The organism is Pseudomonas sp. NPDC086278, from assembly GCF_050280905.1.
In the GTDB taxonomy this organism is placed as follows: domain Bacteria; phylum Pseudomonadota; class Gammaproteobacteria; order Pseudomonadales; family Pseudomonadaceae; genus Aquipseudomonas.
Genome location: NZ_JBNNWE010000035.1, coordinates 24,650 through 48,174, shown reverse-complemented (window position 1 = coordinate 48,174; position 23,525 = coordinate 24,650). Strand labels below are relative to the sequence as shown.

Below are 23,525 nucleotides of genomic sequence, written 5' to 3'. Positions count from 1 at the left end.
CCTTCAGCTGACGCGTGCCTTGCGCACGCCTTCGGCCAGCGCCGAGCAAAGGCCCAGCACGCCGTCGATTGCCTGGTCCGGCGTCGTCGCATTGGCGATGTGATCGATCAGCGCCGACCCCACCACCACACCGTCGGCCAGACGGGCGATGGACGCCGCCTGCTCTGGCGTGCGAATGCCAAAACCGATGCTGATCGGCAGGTCGGTATGACGACGCAGCCGCGCCACGGCTTCTTCAACGTGTTCCAGCGTCGCTGCACCCGCGCCGGTTACCCCGGCCACCGAGACGTAATAGACAAAACCGGAGCTGCCGTTCAAAACGGTCGGCAGCCGCACATCGTCGGTAGTCGGCGTGGTCAGGCGGATGAAGTCGATGCCCGCCGCCTGCGCTGGGTCGCACAGTTCGCCGTTATGCTCGGGCGGCATGTCGACCACGATCAGACCGTCAACCCCAGCCTCTTTCGCATCGGCAATAAACCGTGGCACGCCGTACATGTGGATCGGGTTGAAATAGCCCATCAACACCAGCGGCGTATCGCTGTTGCCTTCACGAAATTCGCGAACCATTTGCAGGGTTTTCGCCAGATTCTGCTTGGCACCCAGGGCACGGATGTTGGCGAGCTGGATCGCCGGGCCGTCGGCCATCGGGTCGGTGAAGGGCATGCCCAGCTCGATCACATCGGCACCGGCCGCCGGCAAACCTTTGAGGATCGCCAGCGACGTGTCATAGCTCGGGTCGCCAGCGGTGACGAAGGTCACGAGGGCGGCGCGATTCTGTTCCTTGAGTTCGGCAAAACGCGTTTGCAGGCGGCTCATTAGTGTTTCTCCTGCTTGGATTGCTCTTGTTGAGAATGCTCCATGTGGTGCATCACGGTTTGCATGTCTTTGTCGCCACGGCCGGACAGGTTGACCACCATCAGGTGCTCCTTCGGCAGGTTCGGTGCGCGTTTGAACACTTCGGCCAAGGCGTGAGCACTTTCCAGTGCCGGGATAATTCCTTCCAGGCGGCAGCATTTGTGGAACGCGTCGAGGGCTTCGTCGTCGGTCACAGAGGTGTATTGGACCCGGCCGATGTCATGCAACCAGGCGTGTTCAGGGCCGATGCCCGGGTAGTCGAGGCCGGCGGAAATCGAGTGCGCGTCGATGATCTGGCCGTCATCGTCCTGCAGCAGGAAGGTACGGTTGCCGTGCAACACACCCGGTACGCCGCCGTTCAGGCTGGCCGCGTGCTTACCGGTTTCAATGCCGTAGCCGGCCGCTTCGACGCCGATGATTTCGACGCTTTTGTCGTCGAGGAATGGGTGGAACAGGCCCATGGCGTTGGAGCCACCGCCGATGCACGCCACCAGGCTGTCCGGCAGACGGCCTTCCTGGTCTTGCAGTTGAGTGCGGGTTTCCTTGCCGATGACCGCCTGAAAGTCGCGAACCATAGCGGGATAAGGGTGCGGACCGGCGACAGTGCCGATCAGGTAGAAGGTGCTGTCGACGTTGGTCACCCAGTCACGCAGCGCTTCGTTCATTGCATCTTTCAGGGTGCCGGTGCCGGCCACGACCGGGATCACTTCGGCGCCCAACAGCTTCATGCGGAACACGTTGGCCTGCTGCCGTTCGATGTCGGTCGTGCCCATGTAGATCACGCAATCGAGGCCAAAACGCGCCGCCACGGTGGCGGTCGCCACGCCGTGCATGCCAGCACCCGTCTCGGCGATGATGCGTTTTTTACCCATGCGCCGCGCCAGCAGGATCTGGCCGATGCAGTTGTTGATCTTGTGCGCGCCGGTGTGGTTCAGCTCTTCACGCTTGAGGTAGATCTTCGCGCCGCCGCAGAACTCGGTCAGGCGTTCAGCGTAATACAGTGGGCTAGGACGTCCGACGTAGTCACGCTGGAAGTAGGCCAATTCCTCTTTGAACGCAGGATCTTCCTTGGCCAATTCGTATTCACGGGCCAGGTCGAGCACCAGCGGCATCAGGGTTTCGGCAACGTAGCGGCCACCAAACGAACCGAACATGCCGTTGGTGTCGGGGCCGGTGCGCAAATTTGTCTGGGTCATGGGTCGCTCCAGTTGAGTGCGTGAGATGACAATGGCGCCCACTCTACCCCTGACGCCTTGAGCTGAAAACCGATAAGATCGCCGCAACCTGTCAGGAAAACTCACAAATACCATGAGCCACGACCTTCCACCGCTGAACGCCCTTCGCGCCTTCGAAGCGACCGCCCGCCTGAACAGCGTCAGTCAGGCGGCCGAACAGCTGCATGTCACTCATGGTGCGGTCAGCCGTCAGCTCAAGCTGCTCGAAGAACACCTCGGCGTCAGCCTTTTCATCAAGGAGGGGCGCGGCCTTAAACTCACAGATGCCGGCATCCGGTTGCGCGATGCCAGCGGCGAAGCGTTCGAACGGCTACGCACGGTGTGCGCGGAGTTGACCCAAAGCACTGCCGATGCGCCGTTCGTCCTCGGGTGCTCGGGCAGTTTGCTGGCGCGCTGGTTTATCCCGCGCCTGGGACGGCTCAACGCGGACCTGCCCGACCTGCGCCTGCACCTGTCCGCCGGAGAAGGTGATCTCGATCCGCGCCGGCCGGGTCTCGACGCATTGCTGGTGTTCGCGGAGCCGCCATGGCCCGCGGACATGCAAGTCTATGAATTGACCAGCGAGCGGATCGGCCCGGTCATGAGCCCGAGATTCGCCGGCTTCGACAGGCTGCAACATGCGCCAGCCACCGCGCTGCTCGACGAACCCTTGCTGCACACCACCTCGCGCCCGCAAGCCTGGCCGAGCTGGGCGCGGCAAAGCGGCCTCGACTCCAAGGCGTTGAAGGTCGGGCAAGGTTTCGAGCATTTGTATTATTTGCTGGAAGCGGCCGTCGCCGGGCTGGGCGTGGCGATTGCGCCGCAACCGCTGGTGGCCGAGGACTTGAAGGCCGGCCGCCTGGTTGCGCCATGGGGTTTCAGGGAAACCCCGGCGCAACTGGCGTTGTGGCTACCCAAGCGCGCCGCGGACGGGCGCGCTCGGCAATTGGCGCAGTGGCTGAAAAACGAGCTGCGCCAAGCGGATTAATCGCCGCGTTTGCACAGCAGATACGCCGCGAGCAGACCCAGCGCGCCGACAGCGACACCCGCGGTGGTCCAAGGGTGTTCCTGAGCGTAGTCACGGGTGGCGATCCCGGTTTCGCGGGTTTTGACTTTGACTTCTTCGTACGCATCGCTGAGCAGGTGACGCGAATGCTTCAGCGCGTTCTCGGCGTTGCTTTTCAAGGCTTTCAAAGTTTTGCGCGACTCGTCGGAGGCGTCGTCTTTCAGGCTTTCCAAAGATTTCAGCAGACTCTCGATCTCGGCTTCCATGCTTTGCAATGAGGCTTTACGTAAAGAAGTGTTGGCCATGGTGGCTCTCCTGCATTGGTTGAGTAGCGTGTGTTGGTTGGGACTTCACGGGTTCGAGAAAGTGCAGTAAATCTGAACTTCTGCCTTGTATTGGCCGACAGAAGTAATACGAAAAATCACTGCTAGGCTGTATTTCACACCCCAAGGAGAACGCCATGTCTGACCATCACACCTACAAGAAAATCGAGCTGGTTGGCTCATCCGCGACCAGCATTGAAGACGCCATCAACAATGCGCTGGCTGAAGCCAGCAAAAGCATCAAGCACCTGGAATGGTTTGAAGTGACGGAAACCCGCGGCCACATCAAGGACGGCAAGGCGGCGCACTTTCAGGTGACGCTCAAAGTCGGGTTCCGGATTGCCAGCAGCTGAGTTTGAGCTAGTCTTCTGAACTTGCGCGCTGGCCGAGTGCCATAGGGAATGGCAAAGCGCTACATGTGTGCATCCGGCCGATGGCTGGATACCCTTTTGATCCGACCAGGGAATGCGACCGATGAAGAAGTTTATTTTGGCGGTAGGTTTGTTGAGCCTTGCAGGCACAGTGTTTGCTGCCGGCAAGCCATGCGAAGAGCTGAAAGCCGAAATCGCCGCGAAGCTGGATGCCAAGGGCGTTTCTGGCTACTCACTGGAAATAGTCGATAAAGGCGCGGCCGCAGGCGGCAACGTTGTCGGCAAATGCGAAGGCGGTGCCAAGGAGATCGTCTACAAGAAGTAGGCCGATCGCGCTTTAAATGAAAAAGCCGACGCAATGCGTCGGCTTTTTTGTAAGCGCCGCTCGGGCCTCAGCCTTTCATGGCTTGCGCCAGCAACTCGTAGGAACGCACGCGATCGGCGTGTTCGTAGAGGTCGCTGGTGAAAATCAGCTCGTCGGCCTGGGTCTGTTCGATCAGGACTTCGAGCTTGGCGCGGATTTTCTGCGGGCTGCCGACCATGGCCAGACCGAGGAAATCGCCAACCGCTTCTTTCTCGTGCGGCAGCCACAACCCGTCCATGGTTTTCACCGGCGGACGCTGCACCAGGCTTTGGCCACGCATCAACGCGAGAATGCGCTGGTAGACCGACGTCGCCAGGTAGTCGGCCTGCTCGTCGGTGTCGGCGGCCACCAGCGGCACACCGAGCATCACGTAAGGCTTGTCCAGGGTCGCTGAAGGCTTGAAGTGATTGCGGTAGACGCGAATCGCTTCATGCATGAAGCGCGGTGCGAAATGGGAGGCGAACGCGTAGGGCAAACCGCGTTCACCGGCCAGCTGTGCGCTGAACAGGCTCGAACCGAGCAGCCACACCGGGACGTTGGTGCCGGTGCCGGGCATCGCGATGATCCGCTGGTCCGGGGTGCGCGGGCCGAGGTAGCGCATCAGTTCGGAGACGTCCTCGGGGAAGTCGTCGGCGCTGCCGGAGCGCTCGCGACGAAGCGCGCGAGCGGTCATTTGATCGGAGCCAGGCGCGCGTCCCAAACCGAGGTCAATCCGGCCCGGGTAAAGGCTTTCGAGGGTGCCGAACTGCTCGGCAATCACCAGCGGCGCGTGGTTGGGCAACATCACGCCGCCTGAACCGACGCGAATGGTCGAAGTGCCGCCAGCCAGATAGCCCAGCAGCACCGACGTTGCCGAACTGGCGATGCCGTCCATGTTGTGGTGCTCGGCCACCCAGAAGCGGGTGTAGCCGAATTTTTCGACGTGCTGCGCCAGGTCCAGCGAGTTGCGCAGCGACTGGGCCGGGCTGCCGTTTTCGCGCACGGGCACCAGATCGAGGGTCGAGAATTTGATATCGGACAGATGTTTCATAAACCTGCTTCTCCAATTGAGGGCCGCAGGTTTTTTCTTGTAAACGAAAACCTGCCGGATCCATAAGCGTGTTTCATGCAATGAGGGCATATACCCGAGTTTCAATAGCCAAGGCAAAAAAACCTACGAAATTAGTAGGACTAATCAGATCGGGTGAACTTTGCACCACCGTCTATCCTCAGAACCCTAGCAACCGATAACCACGAAGGCGCGACACTTCGCGCCGGACTTTGAGGAGGCAGACATGGCTATTACCAAGAAAGCATCGGCGCATTGGGAAGGTGACCTGAAAACCGGCATCGGCTCCATTTCCACCGAAACCGGTGTGCTGCGGGAAGCCCCTTATGGCTTCAAGGCGCGCTTCGAAGGCGGCAAAGGCACCAACCCGGAAGAACTGATCGGCGCGGCCCACGCGGGCTGTTTCTCCATGGCGTTTTCGATGATCCTCGGCGATGCCGGCCTCAAGGCTGACAGCATCGATACCAACGCCGACGTCACGCTGGACCAGGTGGACGGCGGTTTTGCGATTACCGCTGTGAAGTTGACGCTCAAGGCGAAAATCCCGGGAGCGACCCAGGCGCAATTCGAAGAACTGAGCAATAAAGCCAAAGAAGGCTGCCCGGTGTCGAAAGTGTTGAACGCGAAGATCAGCCTGGATGCAACGCTGATCAGCTAAACCGGCGTTGACGTGATAAAAGATCGCAGCCTTCGACAGGCTGCGATTTTTTTGCGCGCAAAGAAAACCCGGCGAGTGTCGCTGTGGTCGGATAAATGACAGCAGCTGAAGCGCATCACCCTGCGCGCTGCCTCAAAGGAGCTTCAACGATGAAACGTATTGCCTTGGCGGTTATCTGCGGTGCGCTGGCAACCTCGGCCTTCGCGGCGCCCAAAGATTGCGAAGAACTCAAGCAAGAGATCGAAATCAAGATTCAAGCAAAGGCCGTACCCTCGTACACGCTGGAGATAGTTTCCAGCGAAGAGGCCAAGAAACACGACATTGCCATGATCGTCGGCACGTGTGATTACGGCAGGAAAGCCATCATCTATCAGAAGAACGACCGCTGATCGACGCTAGATGACGCAGTTGACCTCGCTGTCTTCAGCGACAATCTCCCGCTTGGCGTTGTACAGCCGGGCGCTGGGGGTAAACGCCAGCGAACGCCCCTCCAGCAAATACCGCTGGCCGGCCTCAAAGTGGTCGAACCGGATGGTCAGGTAGCACAGCCGCTCTATCGGGCCGGTCATCAAGCTCCCGCCGCCGCCGAACACTTCGAAATCGAAACGCACCATCATCTCGTGGCTGCCCGGCGTGACCTGGAAGAAACGCCCGTCGCGCAAGCGCTGATTGTCCAGGCGTTCGGCCATCAGCAATTTCCCACCGGGGGTCGGTGTCGAAAAGTCTACCCAGGCCATTTGCGGGTTAACCGCCGGTAAGGGGCTCTGGCAGCCGGCAACCACACTGGCCGCGAGTAACAGCAACAACCTGCGCATGATCAATGTCCCGAGAAGTGGTCATGCAGCATAACGCCGATCAGGTGTGTTGGCAGCCTGCCGGTTTGGCCTGGCCAATCAGTTTTTGCTGTTGATCGTAGAGTTTCGCCCACGGCCGGAAGCCTATGTTCCCCGCTTGCAGTTGGTAGCGCTGGCCGGCATTGAAGTCGTTGAATTTCAGATTCAACTGGCAGTCACGCCACAAAGGCTGCGCGTCAGGGCCGATATTGGTGGGCTGCACCGCAAACTGGTAACGCACCGTCAGCTCATGGCTGCCTGGCTGGACCTCGAAATAGCGTTTGTCGGTGGAAGCCTTGTCGTCGACTTCCAGCGCTTGCAGCGCCGTGTCTTGTTGCCGGGAGTCGAGGTCGATCCACGCTTGCGACGGATCGGGGTGAGGCAATCCAAATCCGGCGCAGCCGGTCAGCAACAACAGGCCTCCCGTCAGCATCATCTTGTGCATGGCGCAGCTCCAGTCAGCGGGATAGTCTTGCGGGCAGACTTTCCGGGGATGATTTTATTTTGATCAGGCCGCTTCCAAGCCTTGGGTTACTTGATCGCGTTTTGCGCGTTTTGTTTCCGGGCGCGCTGTTTTTGTTGCTCAACGGTTGCGCCAGCGTCAGCTACTACAGCCAATTGGCCAGTGGTCAGCTGCAACTGTTGCGGGCGCGCGAGCCCGTTGCCGAGGTGATTGCCGACCCATCCCGCGATCAGAAGCTGCGCGCGCATCTGGCCCAATCGCAGAAGGCCCGGACATTCGCCAGCCAGCAGTTGCACCTGCCGGATAACCAGAGCTATCGGCTGTATGCCGACATTGGCCGACCGTTCGTCGTCTGGAACGTGTTTGCCACGCCGGAATTCTCCCTGTCACCGCAGAACCACTGTTTCCCCATCGCCGGTTGCGTCGCCTATCGCGGCTACTACAGCCAAAGCGCGGCGCGCGGGGAAGCCGCTTTGCAGCGCCTGCAAGGCATGGACGTCTGGATTGGTGGTGTCGAGGCCTATTCGACACTGGGCTGGTTCGACGACCCGATCATCAGCTCGATGATGGGCTGGGGCGATGAGCGCTTGGCCACGCTGATTTTCCACGAGCTGGCGCACCAACGCGTTTATGTGCAGGACGACACGGAGTTCAACGAGTCGTTTGCCACCTTCGTCGAGCAGGAAGGCACCCGGCAATGGCGTGCATTTCGCGACTTGCCTGCGGACAACGGCGCACAGGCGCAGCGACAGGATCAGTTCGTTCAGCTGGTTCTGGACACCCGCACGCAACTTGAACGGCTCTACGCCCTGCCGCTGCCGGCGCAGGTGATGCGTCAGCGCAAAGCCGAAACATTCGACCGGTTGCGCAGCGAATACCGAAAGCTGCGCGACAGCCAATGGGCCGGGGACAAGCGGTACGACGCCTGGATCAACGCACCGATGAACAATGCCCGGTTATTGCCGTTTGGCCTGTATGACCAATGGGTGCCGGCGTTTGCGGCACTGTTCAAGCAGGAGGGCGGGGATTGGCTGAAGTTTTATGCTGCCGCCGAGAAGCTCGGCGCCTTGCCGGTGGATGAACGCAAGTCCGCATTGAAAGCACTGGCACGGTAGGAGGGTCGCGGTGCCTGATCCGGCCTCTTCGCGGGCAAGCCCGCTCCCACAGGGTCTCTGCGGCGCACGGAAATCCTTGTAGGAGCGGGCTTTCGCGGCTGCTCCCACAGTGGATCTGCGGTGCACGGAAATCCTTGTGGGAGCGGGCTTGCTCGCGAAGGCAATTTGCCTAGCGCCGCAAAAACGCCCGGTGCAGCTCATCCAGGGTTTCAAAGTGATACGCCGGCGCCTCGGCGCTCAGTTCTTCGTGGCTGCCAAACCCGTAACCCACCGCCGCCGCGTCGAGCCCATTGCTGCGCGCGCCGATCAGGTCGTGTTTGCGGTCGCCGATCATCAGCGTGTTGGCCGGGTCGAGGCCTTCTTCGGCCATGAGATGGGCGATCAACTCGACCTTGTTGGTGCGCGTGCCATCCAGTTCGCTGCCGTAAATCACTTTGAAGTGTTTGGCGAAGTCGAAATGCCGGGCGATTTCCCGAGCGAAAATCCATGGCTTGGAGGTCGCGATGTACAGCTGGCGCCCTTGCCCGCCGAGGGTTTCCAGCAGCGGCGTGACACCGTCGAACACGCGATTTTCGTACAGGCCGGTCACTTTGAAACGCTCGCGGTAGAAATTCACCGCCTCCCAGGCCTTGGGCTCGTCGAAGTCGTAGAACTGGATGAAGGCCTGCAACAACGGTGGCCCGATGAAGTGTTCGAGTTTGGTCAGGTCGGGTTCATCGATGCCCAATTTGGCCAGGGCGAACTGGATCGAGCGGGTGATGCCCTCGCGCGGGTCGGTCAAGGTGCCATCGAGGTCGAACAAAACGGTTTGGTAATGCATGAAAATTTCCTGGGCAATCGTGAGAAGGCTTATAGCCGGTCGTAGCCTTCAGCCAGATGCAGATTCTTGAGCTTCACGTAATTCCCGGCGCTGTAGGTGAAAAAGGCCTGTTCCTTGTCCGTCAGTGGGCGGATTTGTTTCACCGGGCTGCCGACATACAGAAAACCGCTTTCCAGGCGTTTGCCCGGTGGCACCAGGCTACCGGCGCCGATGATCACGTCGTCCGCCACCACCGCGCCATCCATGACGATGCTGCCCATGCCGATCAGCACCCGGTTGCCCACGCTGCACCCGTGCAGCATCACTTTATGGGCGATGGTCACGTCGTCGCCGATCAAGCAGGGAAAACCATCCGGATTGAACGGGCCGGCGTGGGTGATGTGCAGCACGCAGCCATCTTGAACGCTGGTGCGGGCACCGATGCGGATGCGGTGCATGTCGCCACGGATCACCGTCAGCGGCCAGACCGAGCTGTCTTCACCGATTTCGACGTCGCCGATCACCACCGCCGAGCCGTCGACAAAGGCGCCTTTAGCCAACAGTGGCGTGTGGTTCTGATACTTGCGAAGGGTCACGATAGGTTCTCTCTCTGTCGCTGATAGCTGCGGTGAGCGTCGATTGTAATTAAGATGGCCGCATGTTTCTTCCAGCCAAGGTGCCAACCGTGAGCGTGAACAACCCTCTTTTGCAGTCCTACGACCTGCCGCCGTTCTCGGCAATCCGTGCCGAACACGTGCAACCGGCCATCGAACAGATCCTGGCTGACAACCGCGCCGCCATTGTCGAGATCCTCAAGACCCAAGGCAAACAACCGACCTGGGCCGGCCTGGTGCTGGCGATGGACGAACTCAACGATCGCCTCGGTGCCGCCTGGAGCCCGGTCAGTCATTTGAATGCCGTGTGCAACAGCCCTGAACTGCGCGAAGCCTACGAGTCCTGCCTGCCGGCGCTGAGCGCCTACTCCACTGAAATGGGCCAGAACCGCGAACTGTTCCAGGCCTTCGAAACCTTGGCCAACAGCCCCGAAGCGGCCGGTTTCGATGTGGCGCAGAAAACTACCCTGGAACATTCGCTGCGTGACTTCCGTCTGTCGGGTATCGACCTGCCGGAAGCCGAACAGAAACGTTACGCCGATGTGCAGAGCAAGCTTTCGGAGCTGGGCAGCCGCTTCTCCAATCAGTTGCTCGACGCGACCCAAGCCTGGACCAAACACGTTACCGACGAAGCCACCCTCGCCGGCCTGACCGATTCGGCCAAGGCACAGATGGCCGCTGCGGCACAGGCCAAAGACCTGGAAGGCTTCCTGATCACCCTGGAATTCCCGAGCTATTTCGCGGTGATGACCTACGCCCACGACCGTGCGTTGCGCGAAGAAGTCTACGCCGCCTACTGCACCCGTGCGTCGGACCAAGGCCCGAATGCCGGTCAGAACGACAATGGCCCGGTCATGGAAGAAATTCTCGACCTGCGTCAGGAACTGGCCAGACTGCTCGGCTTCGCCAGTTTTTCTGAACTGAGCCTGGCCACCAAAATGGCCGAGTCCAGCGATCAGGTGCTGAGTTTCCTGCGCGATCTGGCCAAGCGCAGCAAACCGTTCGCCGCTCAGGACCTGGAACAGCTCAAAGCCTACGCCGCCGAACAAGGCTGCCCGGACCTGCAAAGCTGGGACAGCGGTTTCTACGGCGAAAAACTTCGTGAACAACGTTACAGCGTTGCCCAGGAAGCCCTTCGCGCTTACTTCCCGATCGACAAGGTGCTGAGCGGCCTGTTCGCCATTGTCCAGCGCCTGTACGGCATCGAGATCGCCGAGCAGAAAGGCTTCGACACCTGGCACCCGGATGTTCGCCTGTTCGAAATCAAGGAAAACGGCCAGCACGTCGGTCGCTTCTTCTTCGACCTCTATGCGCGCGCCAACAAGCGCGGCGGTGCCTGGATGGACGGCGCCCGAGACCGTCGCCGCACCGCTGAGGGTGTACTGCAAAACCCGGTGGCCAATCTGGTGTGCAACTTCACCCCGGCCGACAGCGGCAAACCCGCGCTGCTGACGCACGATGAAGTCACCACGCTGTTCCACGAATTCGGTCACGGCCTGCATCACCTGCTGACCCGCGTCGAACATGCCGGTGTCTCCGGCATCAATGGCGTGGCGTGGGACGCGGTCGAGTTGCCGAGTCAGTTCATGGAAAACTGGTGCTGGGAGCCGGAAGGTCTGGCGCTGATTTCCGGGCACTACGAGACCGGCGAACCGCTGCCGCAAGACCTGCTGGGCAAAATGCTCGCCGCGAAGAACTTCCAGTCGGGCCTGATGATGGTCCGCCAAATCGAGTTCTCGCTGTTCGACTTCGAACTGCATGCCACTCACGGCGACGGCCGCAGCGTGGCGCAAGTGCTCGAAGGCGTGCGCAACGAGGTGTCGGTCATGCGTCCACCGGCCTACAACCGTTTCCCCAACAGCTTTGCGCACATCTTCGCCGGCGGTTACGCGGCGGGTTACTACAGCTACAAATGGGCTGAAGTGCTGTCCGCCGATGCCTTCTCGAAGTTTGAGGAAGACGGCGTGCTGAACGCCGAGACCGGTCGCGCGTTCCGTGAAGCGATCCTCGCGCGCGGTGGTTCTCAGGAACCGATGGTGCTGTTCGTCGACTTCCGTGGCCGTGCGCCATCGATTGACGCACTCTTGCGCCACAGCGGCCTGAGTGAGGACGCGGCAGCATGAGCGAGGGGCCTGTGATCACCAAAAGACGCTTTATCGCCGGGGCGGTCTGCCCGGCGTGCAGCGAGCCGGACAAATTGATGATGTGGAACGAAGACGAGGTCCCGCATCGCGAATGCGTGGCCTGCGGTTATTCCGACACCCTCAATGAACAAGGTTTGTCGGTGCCCAAGGAATTGGGCACGCGGGTCAATACCTCGGCGTTGAAAGCGCCGGACACCAAGGTTCAGGCCGTGCAGTTTTTCCCGAATCCGAAACTGAAGAAAAAGCCTGACGAGCAACACTGAGTCGCCACCACCTTCCACCTTTTGACCGGGTGGAAGGTGGTATCTATTTACCACCCTTGCCCTGCGCTTCCTGCTTAGGCTGATCCTTTCAGCCATCCTCAAGGAAGACGCCATGCCTGATACCAATCCGTTGTTGCAGCACTGGGGCCTGCCGCCCTGGTCGCGCATCCGTGCCGACCATCTGGTGCCGGCCATCGACGCCCTCATTGCCGACCATCGTCAAACCCTGGCGCAGGTGATCGCCAGCCAAACCGTGCACCCGAACTGGGACGATCTGGTACTGGCGGTGGATGCAATCGATGCGCGCCTGGATGAAGCCATGGGCCTGATCGAAACACTCACGACGGTCAACGACGGCAATGCCTGGGATGCGGCGAGCGCCGCCTGCAGCGATGCCGTTGCGCAATACAAATCGGAAAAGATGAACAATCAGGCGCTGTTCCATACGTATCAGCGACTGGCGCAAAGTCCGGTCGCGCGCAATTTCGATGAACCCCGCAAAGCGGTGCTGAACAAGATTCTGCAAAGGTTTCGCTTGTCCGGAATCGACTTGAACCCGGAGCGACAGCAGAAACTGGCGCAACTGACCCGCGACATCAACCTGCTCGAAAGCCTGTTCCTGAGCAATCTGGAAAACGCCAGCAAAGCCTGGAGCAAACGGGTCGACGACCCCGCGCAATTGAACGGGTTGTCCCAGGCAACCAAGGATCGTCTGGCACTCAATGCACAACAGGCGGGGCATTCGGGCTGGCTGATCCGCCTGGATCAGGACACCTTCAACCGCATCATGACCTACGCCGAAAACCGGCCCCTGCGCGAAGAATATTTTGTGGCTTACACCACACGCGCTTCCGATCAAGGCCCGAATGCCGGGGCATTCGATAATGGTCCGGTGCTGGAATTGCTGCTTTCCACTCGTCACAAAAAAGCGCAATTGCTGGGGTTCGACAATTTCGCGCAATTGAATCTCGTGACTGAAATGGCCGAATCAACCGGCCAGGTCAGCGCTTTTCTGCGACGGCAAATCGCGCTGGCGACGCCAGCGCTGGAACGCGACGCGCAAGAGCTCAAGGCCTTTGCGCTGGAACGTGGCATGACGGTCGTGCAGCCGTGGGATCACGAATTTCTCGCCGACCAATTGCGCGAGCACCGTCTGGGCGGGGCCTTGAAAAAATTGCGCAGCTACTTTGCGCTGGACGGCACGTTGCACAGGCTCTGCCTGTTCAGCGAGCGCATGTTCGGCATTCAGATCGTCGAGCAGACCGTGTTCAGCCGCTGGCATGACAACGTGCGCCTGTTTGAAATCAGCGAGCACGGCCAGGTGATCGGGCATATCTACCTTGACCCGTTCCATAGAGTGCAAGCCCCGGACTATGCCTGGACCGCAACCCTGCGCAATCGCCGGGTAGACGCCGAGGGCCGGTTGACGTTGCCGATAGCCGTTCTTTTCGGCAACTTCACGCCAGGGAACAACGAACAGCCCTGCCTCCTCAAGCACCTCGACCTGCGGATTCTGTTTCATGAGTTCGGCCATTGCCTGCAACACATCCTGACGCGCTCGCCTCACCATCGCCTGTCGGGCATCTCTCAGTTGGGACGCGACACGGCGGAATTTACCGGGCAGTTGTTTGAACGCTGGTGTCTGTCTCGCGAACTTCTGCTGTGGCTGGCCGCGCATTACCAGACCGGCGAGCGCTTGACCGAAGCGCGGGTCGATGCGGCGTTGACCGCCATTCAAGCCCAGACCAGCCAGCAAACCGCGCATGTGTTGATGGGCGCATTGTTCGACTTCGAATTGCACCGCAGCCGTGGTGACGGTCGAGACATTCAGCAGGTTTTCGACGACGTAATGCGCGAGATTCCCCATATGCAACTGCCGGCTTACTGTCGGTTCGCCAACAGTTTTGACTATGTGGTGACGGGATATGCCGCGTCGGTTTACGCGTACGCGTGGTCGGGGGTATTGGCGACCGAAGCGTTCAGCCGGTTTCAAAAGGATTGGGTGTTCAATGCACAATCGGGCCACGCCTTTCGCGAAGCGTTTTTTTCACCCGGCGATTCGCGCTCGTTGCTGATTGCCCTGGACGAATTCCTGGGACGCTCGATGACTGAAGACATTTTTGCGGCGCCGCCCGCAGCGGTCACCCATTGAACGGACGTTTATTCAACGTTGGCTGATTTCAACCAGCTCTTCATCGAGCACGCGGCGAAAGGGCTGGTGCTGCAGTCGCCGTTGGCCATTGCGGTCCGAAGCTTGTCGGCATCGGCCTGCATCACATAACGCACGCCATCCTTGAAGCCGTTGCTCTCACCAAAACCGCCCTGAGTCATTTCGTTCAGGGCGTCTTCCTTGCTCCAGCCTTGCACCACCACACGGTACATCGCCGCCATCAGCCCGGTGCGGTCCGAGCCATGTTTGCAGTGCATGAGCACCGGGCCATTGGCCTCAGCCGTCTTGATCGCGCGCAGGACTTTGAGCACCTGCGCGTCGTCGACGTGATTGGTCCGATAAGGCAGTTGCACCTGCGCAATGCCGGGGGTGGATAACCAGCTCGAATCCTGCTCTGGCAGGAAACTGATGACGGTGGCGATCTTGAGCTTTTGCAGCAACGGCACGACACCTTTGTCGGGCAGCGCGCTGCGGTACAACGTCGGGGACATTTGATAGAGGTTGTATTGCACCTCGACCGATTGCGCCCAATCCGCCGGGCGGGGGGAAGTGGTGTCATCCGCATGGGCCTGGATCTGGGTGAACAGTGCGAACAGCGACACAAGGAATGTCGCAGGGAAAAGGCGCAATCGGGACATGCTCGGACGACCGTGTGGGAAGAAGTTGGTGAATGCCATGCAGGGTGGGCCGTGAACAGTCAAAGACCTGTGAGGCAACTGTCAAAGAATTGTGAATCGTGGGTCTGAAGCGGCTTTCGTCGAAAAAACCCAAGTTTTTTGGCTGAATCGATTCATCTTGATACTTAGGCTGCTACCATTTGTTACCAAAGTTTGCAGATGCGTCCTTTTTTGCGTCGTCACGCGAACCGCATCCGCGATCAAAACGAAAAGTCGTCCCATGAGACGACTGAAAACCATCAATGCCTGATGAGGTGTACCCCCATGTCCGATCAAGATCGAGATAACCCGCGGCGTGATTTTTTACTCAAATCCCTGACCTTGATCCCGGTGGTCACCGTCGCCAGCACCGGGCTGGGCAGCGCCGTGTTGATGGCCGCACCGCAAGCGACGCCCGCCACGCCCGACAAAACGCCCGTCAGCAGCGGCACTTATGAACCCGCCTACTTCACGGCCGAAGAGTGGACGTTCATCAACGCGGCGGTCGCCCAATTGATCCCGAAGGACGCGCAAGGCCCCGGCGCTCTGGAAGCCGGCGTACCCGAATACATCGACCGCCAAATGAGCACGCCGTACGCCGCCGGTGCGCTGTGGTTCATGCAGGGACCGTTCAACGCCGACGCGGCGCCGGAAATGGGTTGGCAGAGCAAACTGGTGCCCAAGGAAATCTACCGCTTGGGCATCGCCGCGACGGATGCGTGGTCGAAGGCATTCAACGGCAAAGTCTTTGCCGAGCAAGACAGCGCTACCCGAGACGATTTGCTGAAACAACTCGAGGCCGGAAAGCCTGAGTTCGACAGCGTGCCGTCGAAGATTTTCTTCAACTTGCTGCTGCAAAACACCAAGGAAGGGTTCTTCTGCGACCCGGTCCACGGTGGCAATAAAGGCCTGGTCGGCTGGACCATGATCGGCTTCCCCGGCGCGCGCGCCGATTTCATGGATTGGGTGGAACGCAACGAGCAATACCCCTTCCCGGCAGTGTCGATTCGCGGCGAGAGGGCTTGAGCATGGCAACCGTAATGAAGAAGGTCGACGCGGTGATCGTCGGGTTTGGCTGGACCGGCGCAATCATGGCCAAAGAGCTGACAGAGGCGGGCCTGAACGTGTTGGCGCTGGAGCGTGGACCGATGCAGGACACCTACCCCGACGGCAACTATCCCCAGGTGATCGACGAACTGACCTACAGCGTGCGCAAGAAACTGTTCCAGGACATCTCCAAAGAGACCGTGACCATCCGCCATAGCGTGAATGACATCGCCCTGCCTAACCGCCAACTCGGGGCATTCCTGCCCGGTAACGGTGTCGGCGGCGCGGGGCTGCACTGGTCCGGCGTGCATTTTCGGGTCGACCCGATCGAGCTGCGGATGCGCAGCCATTACGAAGAACGTTATGGCAAACACTTCATTCCCAAGGACATGACCATTCAGGACTTCGGCGTCAGCTATGAAGAGCTGGAACCGTTTTTCGATTACGCCGAGAAGGTGTTTGGCACGTCGGGCCAGGCCTGGACGGTGAACGGTCAGTTGGTCGGTGAAGGCAAGGGCGGCAACCCTTACGCACCGGATCGCTCGAACCCGTTCCCGCTGCAATCGCAGAAGAACACCGTTTCCGCACAGCTGTTTCAGAAAGCAGCCACAGCCGTGGGTTACAAACCCTACAACCTGCCGTCGGCCAATACGTCAGGCCCGTACACCAACCCCTACGGCGCACAGATGGGGCCGTGCAACTTCTGCGGTTTTTGCAGCGGTTACGTCTGCTACATGTATTCCAAGGCATCGCCCAACGTGAACATTCTGCCGGCCCTCAACCCGCTGCCGAATTTCGAGCTGCGGCCCAATTCCCACGTGTTGCGGGTCAACCTCGACAGCACCAAGAGCAAAGCCACGGGTGTGACCTATATCGATGGCCAGGGCCGGGAGATTGAACAGCCTGCCGATCTGGTGATCCTCGGCGCGTTCCAGTTTCACAACGTACGGTTGATGTTGCTCTCCGGCATTGGCAAGCCTTACGACCCGATCAGCGGTGAAGGCGTGGTCGGCAAGAATTTCGCCTACCAGAACATGGCCACGATCAAGGCGTTCTTCGACAAGGACACCCACACCAACAACTTCATCGGCGCTGGCGGTAACGGCGTGGCGGTGGACGACTTCAACGCCGACAACTTCGACCACGGGCCGCATGGCTTCGTCGGCGGCTCGCCGATGTGGGTCAACCAGGCCGGCAGCCGGCCGATTGCCGGAACCTCCAACCCGCCCGGCACGCCAGCCTGGGGCAGTGCATGGAAACGCGCCACCGCCGATTACTACACCCACCAGGTCTCGATGGACGCCCACGGCGCGCATCAGTCCTACCGTGGCAACTACCTCGATCTCGACCCGGTGTACCGCGATGCCTACGGCTTGCCGCTGCTGCGGATGACGTTCGACTGGCAGGAAAACGACATCAAGATGAACCGCTTCATGGTCGAGAAAATGGGCAAGATCGCCGAAGCGATGGGGCCGAAAGCCATCGCTGTGATCGGCAAACAGGTCGGTGATCACTTCAACACCGCGGCCTACCAGACCACGCACCTCAACGGCGGCGCAATCATGGGCACCGACCCGAAAACCAGCGCCCTCAATCGCTACTTACAGAGCTGGGACGTGCACAACGTATTCGTCCCTGGCGCTTCCGCTTTCCCACAAGGCCTGGGCTACAACCCTACAGGCCTGGTCGCCGCATTGACCTACTGGTCGGCCCGGGCGATTCGCGAGCAATACCTGAAAAACCCCGGCCCGCTGGTTCAGGCATAAGGAGCGATAACCATGAAAGCACTCGTTATCGCGACCTTCGCGCTGCTCGGCAGCGGTTCGATCTACGCCGCCGACGTCGATAACAATCTGGTCAAGCAGGGTGAATACCTCGCCCGTGCCGGCGACTGCGTGGCTTGCCACACGGCCAAAAACGGCAAACCGTTCGCCGGTGGCCTGCCGATGGAAACGCCGATCGGGACGATCTACTCCACCAACATCACCCCGGACAAAACCGGCCTCGGCGATTACAGCTTCGAAGACTTCGACAAAGCCGTGCGCCACGGTGTCGCCAAAAACGGTAGTACCTTGTACCCGGCCATGCCGTATCCGTCCTACGCCAGCGTCAACGAAACCGACATGCAGGCCTTGTATGCCTACTTCATGCACGGCGTGGCGCCGGTTGCCCAAGAGAACAAGGCCAGCGACATTCCCTGGCCGTTGAGCATGCGTTGGCCACTGATGGGCTGGCGTTGGCTGTTCGCCCCGGCCGTGGCCGACTACCAGGCGCCGCCCGGCGCAGATGCGGTCGTCAGTCGTGGAGCGTATCTGGTGGAAGGCCTGGGACATTGCGGCGCTTGCCATACGCCGCGTGCCCTGACCATGCAGGAAAAAGCCCTGAATGCCGGTGAAGGCAGTGCGTTTCTGTCAGGCAGCGCGCCACTGGAAGGCTGGATCGCGAAAAGTCTGCGGGGTGATCACAAGGACGGCCTCGGCAGCTGGAGCGAGGAGCAACTGGTGCAATTTCTCAAGACCGGACGCAGCGACCGCAGTGCGGTATTCGGTGGCATGAGCGATGTGGTGACCCACAGCATGCAATACATGACTGACGCCGACCTGACGGCCATCGCCCGCTACCTCAAGTCACTGCCCGCCAATGACCCCAACGACACGCCACACCAGTACGACAAGCAAGTCGCTCAGGCACTGTGGAAGGGTGACGACAGCAAGCCTGGGGCCTCGGTGTACATCGACAACTGCGCGGCCTGCCACCGTACGGATGGTCACGGTTACACGCGGGTGTTCCCGGCACTGGCCGGCAACCCGGTGTTGCAGTCCGATGACCCGACGTCGCTGATTCATATCGTGCTCAAGGGCGGCACCTTGCCGGCGACGCACACCGCACCGTCAACGTTCACCATGCCGGCCTTTGCCTGGCGGCTGTCGGATCAGGAAGTGGCGGATGTTGTAAGTTTCATCCGCACAAGTTGGGGTAATAAAGGCGCGCCAGTAAGTTCCGGCGATGTAGCCAAACTTCGCAAGGATGATATGAAAAGTACATCCAGTGACGACCTTGGCCAACTGACGCAACACAACTAAGCCATGACCACCCACTAACCCTGCATGCGTCATGCATGCAGGGTTAGTGGGACGTCAAGTATCAAGGATTGACAATAGTTGAATACGCCTTGGCCAGTGCCAACAAGGTTGCCTGGTCATTACCGTCGATATCGCCGTCACCGTCCACGTCAGCGGCAGTCCGCAGGGTAAACGTCACACCACCGTCATTGGAAACGGCCTCGCGGGTACTGGAATCAAGCAGGGAGTAAGTGGGCAGGCGATTTTCCGGATCGTAACCCTCTTCTTTCAAAGCGAACTGCATGGACACCCGAACTTCTTTCGGACTGACGATAGAAGGGGCCAGCAGTTGAAGAAAGATACCGCGCTGATTGTAGTTCGACATATATAAAATCCTTTTAATAATAAGAACACGACAAACTTCGTGTGGGTCGAATAATAAGAGTGAAGTTTAAATCTGGCTACGACCGATCTGTTTCCTGGAATGACAAATGAATTGAAAAAAATAACTAACGAAGGATTAACAACAGTCAATTGCCGAACGGCACTGGCCGATTCGTATTCATTTCTGGAAGCGTTAGACAAAGTAAGTGCTGTGAGTGATTTATGTTTCTATGTATCGTCGGTTTTTTCCCTGAAGGTCGCAAAAATTAATTTGTGCCGTGCTTGGGTTGGTTGGCTGGGAGTCTCTTCAAGACGGCGTGAGACATGGTTCTGTGGAGCTCACAGCAGAGCACCCCGGCAAAATTGAGCGCCGAGCGGTGCTCGCATGGGGATTCAGTACGATGTACTGTATGCCCATACAGCAATCGAGCACATCTCAATGTCCACACCTTTGCCCCCACGCGGTCGCGGCACCGCCACCAACCCGCACAATCGGTTCGCGCCGAACCGTTCGGTGGCCGAGGATGACGGCTGGTATCAGGAAGCGCCGATGACCCAAGGCACGCAAGTGCGCATCGAGACGGCGAAAACCATCATCACCCGCAACAATTCCCCGGACCTGCCCTTTGATCGCTCGATCAATCCCTATCGCGGCTGCGAGCATGGTTGCATCTACTGCTATGCGCGGCCCAGTCACGCTTATTGGGACATGTCGCCGGGCCTGGATTTCGAAACCAAACTGATCGCCAAGACCAACGCCGCCGATGTGCTGGAGGAACAGCTGTGCAAACGCGGCTATCAATGCGCGCCGATCAACCTGGGCTCCAATACCGATCCGTATCAACCGATAGAGCGTGAGCACAAGATCACCCGAAAAACCCTTGAGGTTCTGCTGCGTTACCGACATCCAGTGACCATCATCACTAAAGGCTCGCTAATCCTTCGCGATCTGGACCTGCTGGCCGAACTCGCCGAGCAACAGCTGGTGGCGGTGATGATCAGCCTCACTACGCTGGACGACGAACTCAAACGCATCCTCGAACCCCGTGCGGCAGCGCCCAAGGCGCGATTGCGGGCGATCCGCGTGATGCGTGAAGCCGGCATTCCGGTGGGCGTGCTGTGTTCGCCGATGATTCCGATGATCAACGACAGCGAGCTCGAAAGCTTGCTCACCGAGGCCCACGACGCGGGGGCGCAGAGTGCCGCCTACATGATGTTGCGCCTGCCGCTGGAAGTGGCGCCGCTGTTCGAAGAATGGCTGGCGGCCCACTATCCTCAACGTGCCGCGCATGTGTTGAGCCTGATCCGCCAGAGCCGGGGCGGTGAACTCTACGACAGCCGGTTTGGCAGCCGGATGCGTGGCGAAGGACCGTTCGCCGATCTGTTGGCGCAACGTTTTGCCAAAACCATCAAGCGCCTGGGGCTCAATCGTCGGGAAGGTTTCAATCTGGACTGCGAAGCCTTTTGTCCGCCGGGTCGCCAGATGTCGTTGATTTGAGGACAACTGGCCTATGGTTGTTTAGTGTGTACCCTCGGCGCTTTTAGCCTGGTCACGTTTTTTTCGACCTGGAACACTCGTTCTAGAGCGGTTGATTCAGTTTGAGTTAAGTTTCGGCAGTTACCTTGTTCATCGAGTGACTGACGGGTCTGGTTTTTTGACCCGGACGTTTTTTAAACAGCCACTGGCTTCGCACCGGACAAAACGGGAAAATTCCCTGACTCCGCCAAAGAGGATGAATTCATGAGTGACAAGGATAAACAGCCGTTGGCTGCGTCGGCTTCAGCCCAACCAGAGGCGGAAACCGCCGATGCAGCGCTGCGGCATATCGTTGACGGCTTTTTGCATTTTCATCACGAGGTCTTTCCGCAGCAGGAAGAGCTCTTCAAAAAACTCGCCACGGCCCAGAACCCAAGGGCGATGTTCATCACCTGCGCCGATTCGCGCATTGTTCCCGAACTGATTACCCAAAGCTCACCCGGCGACCTGTTCGTCACCCGTAACGTCGGCAACGTTGTGCCGCCTTATGGGCAAATGAACGGCGGTGTGTCCACGGCGATCGAGTACGCGGTGTTGGCGCTCGGGGTGCAGCACATCATCATTTGCGGCCACTCCGATTGCGGCGCGATGCGCGCGGTACTCAACCCGCAAAGCCTGGAAAAAATGCCGACGGTCAAAGCCTGGCTGCGTCATGCAGAAGTGGCGAAAACCATGGTCCAGGAAAACTGCAACTGCGCCGACGAAAGCGAAAGCATGCACGTTCTGACCGAAGAGAATGTGATCGCTCAGCTTCAGCATCTGCGCACGCACCCGTCGGTTGCCTCGCGCATGGCCAACGGTCAGCTCTTTATCCATGGCTGGGTCTACAGCATCGACACCAGCGAAATCAAAGCGTATGACGCGGATCAGGGATGTTTCCTGCCCCTCGACGGCAGCCATCCGATCCCGGTGGCGACGCCCAAAGCGCGCTTCTGAATCCTCCTAAAAATTAGTGTGGTTTAGCCCAGGCTGCTGTTTACGCAGCCCGGCTTTGCCATGCCTGAAGAAAACTTCGGGAGAGTCACCATGCGTGCTGCTCAACTAAAAGCTGTTCTGCCACGGGAGCTGCTGGCGTCCGTGGTTGTGTTTCTTGTGGCCTTGCCCTTGTGCATGGGTATCGCCATCGCCTCGGGTCTGCCGCCAGCCAAAGGCTTGATCACCGGGATCATCGGTGGTCTGGTCGTCGGCTGGCTGGCCGGCTCGCCCTTGCAAGTCAGCGGTCCGGCGGCGGGTTTGGCGGTGCTGGTGTTTGAACTGGTGCGCCAGCATGGCATTGCGATGCTCGGGCCGATCCTGCTGCTGGCGGGGTTTCTGCAATTGGTCGCCGGACGCTTGAAGCTGGGTTGCTGGTTTCGGGTCACGGCGCCCGCCGTGGTGTACGGCATGCTCGCCGGGATCGGCGTGCTGATCGTGCTCTCACAAGTGCATGTGATGCTCGACGCCGTGCCCAAACCGTCGGGGCTGGATAACCTGGCTGCATTCCCCGCTGCGGTGGCGCAAGCCCTGCCGTCATTTGGCTGGCAGGCCGGATTGCTCGGGCTGTCGACGATTGCAGTGATGTACCTGTGGGAAAAACTGCGTCCGCATTCGCTGCGTTTTATTCCCGGCGCCTTGCTCGGCGTGGGTCTGGCGACTGTCGCCAGCCTGATACTCGCCTTGCCGGTCAAACGTGTGGAAGTCCCGGCCAATCTGGCGGAAGCCATCGACTGGCTGAAACCCGCCGACCTGCTCAACCTGGCGGACCCGACGCTGCTGATCGCCGCTTTCGCCGTGGCCTTCATCGCCAGCGCCGAAACCCTGCTCTCGGCCGCCGCCGTCGACCGGATGCACAGCGGCCAACGTTCGGATTTCGACCGTGAATTGTCGGCGCAAGGGGTGGGCAACATGCTCTGCGGCTTGCTCGGCGCGCTGCCGATGACGGGGGTGATCGTGCGCAGTTCGGCCAACGTTCAGGCCGGCGCGACCACGCGCTTTTCAACGATATTTCATGGCCTGTGGCTACTGGCGTTTGTGTTGCTGCTGTCGAGCGTGCTGCAAAGCATTCCGGTGGCAAGCCTGGCGGGCGTGCTGGTCTACACCGGTTTCAAACTGGTCGACCTCAAGGCGTTTCGCGGTTTGGGCCGTTATGGCCGAATGCCGATGTTCACCTACGCGGCGACCGCGCTGGCGATCATCTTCACCGACCTGTTGACCGGCGTGCTGATCGGCTTCGGCCTGACGCTGGCCAAACTGGCGTGGAAAGCTTCGCGGCTGAAGATCAGCTTGATCGACCTGCCGGCAGACGGCGAAATGGAGTTGCGCTTGATCGGCGCAGCGACCTTTCTCAAGGTGCCGGCGCTGACTCAGGTGCTGGGGACGATTCCGCCGGGTGCGACCGTGCATGTGCCGCTCAATAACCTGAGCTACATCGATCACTCGTGTCTGGAGTTGCTTGAGGAATGGGGCCGGGCCAATGCGGCCAAGGGCTCGAAGCTGCTGATTGAAGCGCGGGGGTTGAAGCGTCGGTTGGAGGGGCGGTTGCGTACCACTTCCGGCGTTGGTTCGGCGGGTTAGGAAAACCAAATGTGGGAGCGGGCTTGCTCGCGAATGCGGTGTATCA

The 23,525-nt window shown here is 59.7% G+C and carries 25 protein-coding genes; 15 read left to right on the top strand and 10 right to left on the bottom strand.

The features are described 5' to 3' along the window. Positions 1-3: 3 nt before the first annotated feature. Positions 4-816 carry a tryptophan synthase subunit alpha gene (gene trpA, locus ACQKP4_RS13485; RefSeq protein ID WP_427633822.1) on the bottom strand — a complete coding sequence of 271 codons (813 nt, stop codon included), beginning with the start codon at positions 814-816 and terminating at the stop codon, positions 4-6. Next, entirely contained in the window at positions 816-2,051 is a 1,236-nt protein-coding gene (trpB, locus tag ACQKP4_RS13480; protein WP_427633820.1) for a tryptophan synthase subunit beta, read from the bottom strand. The genes trpA and trpB overlap by 1 nt, the downstream gene beginning before the upstream one ends. Positions 2,052-2,163: 112 nt before the next feature. Here trpB and ACQKP4_RS13475 point away from each other — a divergent pair, with 112 nt between their 5' ends. Continuing rightward, entirely contained in the window at positions 2,164-3,057 is an 894-nt protein-coding gene (locus ACQKP4_RS13475) for a LysR family transcriptional regulator (RefSeq protein WP_427633819.1), read from the top strand. On the opposite strand, the gene ACQKP4_RS13470 is transcribed toward ACQKP4_RS13475, so the two are convergent. Next, entirely contained in the window at positions 3,054-3,380 is a 327-nt protein-coding gene (locus ACQKP4_RS13470; RefSeq protein ID WP_090177306.1) for a DUF883 family protein, read from the bottom strand. The genes ACQKP4_RS13475 and ACQKP4_RS13470 overlap by 4 nt on opposite strands. A gap of 155 nt (positions 3,381-3,535) precedes the next feature. On the opposite strand from ACQKP4_RS13470, the gene ACQKP4_RS13465 reads away from it, so the two are divergent. After that, positions 3,536-3,751: a dodecin gene (locus ACQKP4_RS13465; protein WP_427633817.1), complete on the top strand. Its 216-nt coding sequence runs from the start codon at positions 3,536-3,538 to the stop codon at positions 3,749-3,751. Between the two features lie 121 nt (positions 3,752-3,872). Further along, positions 3,873-4,094 carry a DUF1161 domain-containing protein gene (locus tag ACQKP4_RS13460; protein WP_427633815.1) on the top strand — a complete coding sequence of 74 codons (222 nt, stop codon included), beginning with the start codon at positions 3,873-3,875 and terminating at the stop codon, positions 4,092-4,094. Positions 4,095-4,161: 67 nt separating this feature from the next. Here the strand turns inward: ACQKP4_RS13460 and ACQKP4_RS13455 are convergent, their stop codons facing one another. Next, on the bottom strand, positions 4,162-5,163 hold the full coding sequence (locus ACQKP4_RS13455) for an LLM class flavin-dependent oxidoreductase (protein WP_427633813.1): 1,002 nt from the start codon (positions 5,161-5,163) through the stop codon (positions 4,162-4,164). 244 nt (positions 5,164-5,407) lie between these two features. Between ACQKP4_RS13455 and ACQKP4_RS13450 the strand changes: the two genes are divergently transcribed. Next, the gene (locus ACQKP4_RS13450; protein WP_427633811.1) at positions 5,408-5,839 is read left to right on the top strand and encodes an OsmC family protein; all 432 of its coding nucleotides are present in this window, start codon (positions 5,408-5,410) and stop codon (positions 5,837-5,839) included. Between the two features lie 149 nt (positions 5,840-5,988). Beyond that, positions 5,989-6,228, top strand: coding sequence for a DUF1161 domain-containing protein (locus tag ACQKP4_RS13445; protein WP_427633809.1), 240 nt, complete (start codon positions 5,989-5,991; stop codon positions 6,226-6,228). Between the two features lie 6 nt (positions 6,229-6,234). Here ACQKP4_RS13445 and ACQKP4_RS13440 read toward each other — a convergent pair whose 3' ends face one another. After that, the gene (locus tag ACQKP4_RS13440; RefSeq protein ID WP_427633808.1) at positions 6,235-6,654 is read right to left on the bottom strand and encodes a hypothetical protein; all 420 of its coding nucleotides are present in this window, start codon (positions 6,652-6,654) and stop codon (positions 6,235-6,237) included. Between the two features lie 40 nt (positions 6,655-6,694). Then, positions 6,695-7,117 (bottom strand): hypothetical protein, encoded by a 423-nt coding sequence (locus ACQKP4_RS13435; RefSeq protein ID WP_427633806.1) that lies wholly within the window; start codon positions 7,115-7,117, stop codon positions 6,695-6,697. A gap of 59 nt (positions 7,118-7,176) precedes the next feature. Here ACQKP4_RS13435 and ACQKP4_RS13430 point away from each other — a divergent pair, with 59 nt between their 5' ends. Then, complete coding sequence (locus tag ACQKP4_RS13430) at positions 7,177-8,250, top strand: aminopeptidase (RefSeq protein ID WP_427633805.1); 1,074 nt, start codon at positions 7,177-7,179, stop codon at positions 8,248-8,250. 169 nt (positions 8,251-8,419) lie between these two features. Here the strand turns inward: ACQKP4_RS13430 and ACQKP4_RS13425 are convergent, their stop codons facing one another. Together ACQKP4_RS13425 and ACQKP4_RS13420 are read right to left on the bottom strand one after the other, a co-directional pair. Then, positions 8,420-9,070 carry an HAD family hydrolase gene (locus ACQKP4_RS13425; protein ID WP_427633803.1) on the bottom strand — a complete coding sequence of 217 codons (651 nt, stop codon included), beginning with the start codon at positions 9,068-9,070 and terminating at the stop codon, positions 8,420-8,422. Positions 9,071-9,099: 29 nt separating this feature from the next. Then, positions 9,100-9,645, bottom strand: a complete 546-nt coding sequence (locus tag ACQKP4_RS13420; protein WP_427633801.1) for a gamma carbonic anhydrase family protein — start codon at positions 9,643-9,645, stop codon at positions 9,100-9,102. A 62-nt stretch (positions 9,646-9,707) separates the two neighbouring features. On the opposite strand from ACQKP4_RS13420, the gene prlC reads away from it, so the two are divergent. The 3 genes from prlC to ACQKP4_RS13405 all read left to right on the top strand — a co-directional run bounded on the left by prlC (position 9,708) and on the right by ACQKP4_RS13405 (position 14,222). Then, the gene (gene prlC, locus ACQKP4_RS13415; RefSeq protein ID WP_427633799.1) at positions 9,708-11,786 is read left to right on the top strand and encodes an oligopeptidase A; all 2,079 of its coding nucleotides are present in this window, start codon (positions 9,708-9,710) and stop codon (positions 11,784-11,786) included. Continuing rightward, complete coding sequence (locus ACQKP4_RS13410) at positions 11,783-12,070, top strand: YheV family putative zinc ribbon protein (protein ID WP_427633797.1); 288 nt, start codon at positions 11,783-11,785, stop codon at positions 12,068-12,070. Before prlC ends, ACQKP4_RS13410 begins: the two co-directional genes overlap by 4 nt. Before the next feature lie 112 nt (positions 12,071-12,182). Then, entirely contained in the window at positions 12,183-14,222 is a 2,040-nt protein-coding gene (locus ACQKP4_RS13405; protein WP_427633795.1) for a M3 family metallopeptidase, read from the top strand. 8 nt (positions 14,223-14,230) lie between these two features. Here the strand turns inward: ACQKP4_RS13405 and ACQKP4_RS13400 are convergent, their stop codons facing one another. Continuing rightward, positions 14,231-14,878, bottom strand: coding sequence for a tyrosine-protein phosphatase (locus ACQKP4_RS13400; protein WP_427633836.1), 648 nt, complete (start codon positions 14,876-14,878; stop codon positions 14,231-14,233). 303 nt (positions 14,879-15,181) lie between these two features. Here ACQKP4_RS13400 and ACQKP4_RS13395 point away from each other — a divergent pair, with 303 nt between their 5' ends. The 3 genes from ACQKP4_RS13395 to ACQKP4_RS13385 are packed head-to-tail and all read left to right on the top strand — an operon-like array spanning position 15,182 to position 19,026. After that, positions 15,182-15,922, top strand: coding sequence for a gluconate 2-dehydrogenase subunit 3 family protein (locus ACQKP4_RS13395; RefSeq protein WP_427633793.1), 741 nt, complete (start codon positions 15,182-15,184; stop codon positions 15,920-15,922). Between the two features lie 2 nt (positions 15,923-15,924). After that, positions 15,925-17,709: a GMC family oxidoreductase gene (locus tag ACQKP4_RS13390; RefSeq protein ID WP_427633791.1), complete on the top strand. Its 1,785-nt coding sequence runs from the start codon at positions 15,925-15,927 to the stop codon at positions 17,707-17,709. Positions 17,710-17,721: 12 nt separating this feature from the next. After that, on the top strand, positions 17,722-19,026 hold the full coding sequence (locus tag ACQKP4_RS13385) for a c-type cytochrome (RefSeq protein WP_427633789.1): 1,305 nt from the start codon (positions 17,722-17,724) through the stop codon (positions 19,024-19,026). A 61-nt stretch (positions 19,027-19,087) separates the two neighbouring features. Here the strand turns inward: ACQKP4_RS13385 and ACQKP4_RS13380 are convergent, their stop codons facing one another. Then, complete coding sequence (locus tag ACQKP4_RS13380) at positions 19,088-19,390, bottom strand: hypothetical protein (protein ID WP_427633787.1); 303 nt, start codon at positions 19,388-19,390, stop codon at positions 19,088-19,090. Between the two features lie 438 nt (positions 19,391-19,828). Between ACQKP4_RS13380 and ACQKP4_RS13375 the strand changes: the two genes are divergently transcribed. The 3 genes from ACQKP4_RS13375 (at position 19,829) to ACQKP4_RS13365 (ending at position 23,479) form a co-directional block, all read left to right on the top strand. Then, a complete protein-coding gene (locus ACQKP4_RS13375; protein WP_427633785.1) occupies positions 19,829-20,887 on the top strand; it encodes a PA0069 family radical SAM protein in 1,059 nt (352 codons plus the stop codon). A 243-nt stretch (positions 20,888-21,130) separates the two neighbouring features. Next, positions 21,131-21,862: a carbonic anhydrase gene (locus tag ACQKP4_RS13370; protein WP_427633783.1), complete on the top strand. Its 732-nt coding sequence runs from the start codon at positions 21,131-21,133 to the stop codon at positions 21,860-21,862. Between the two features lie 90 nt (positions 21,863-21,952). Continuing rightward, positions 21,953-23,479 carry a SulP family inorganic anion transporter gene (locus tag ACQKP4_RS13365; protein ID WP_427633781.1) on the top strand — a complete coding sequence of 509 codons (1,527 nt, stop codon included), beginning with the start codon at positions 21,953-21,955 and terminating at the stop codon, positions 23,477-23,479. Positions 23,480-23,525: the final 46 nt, after the last annotated feature.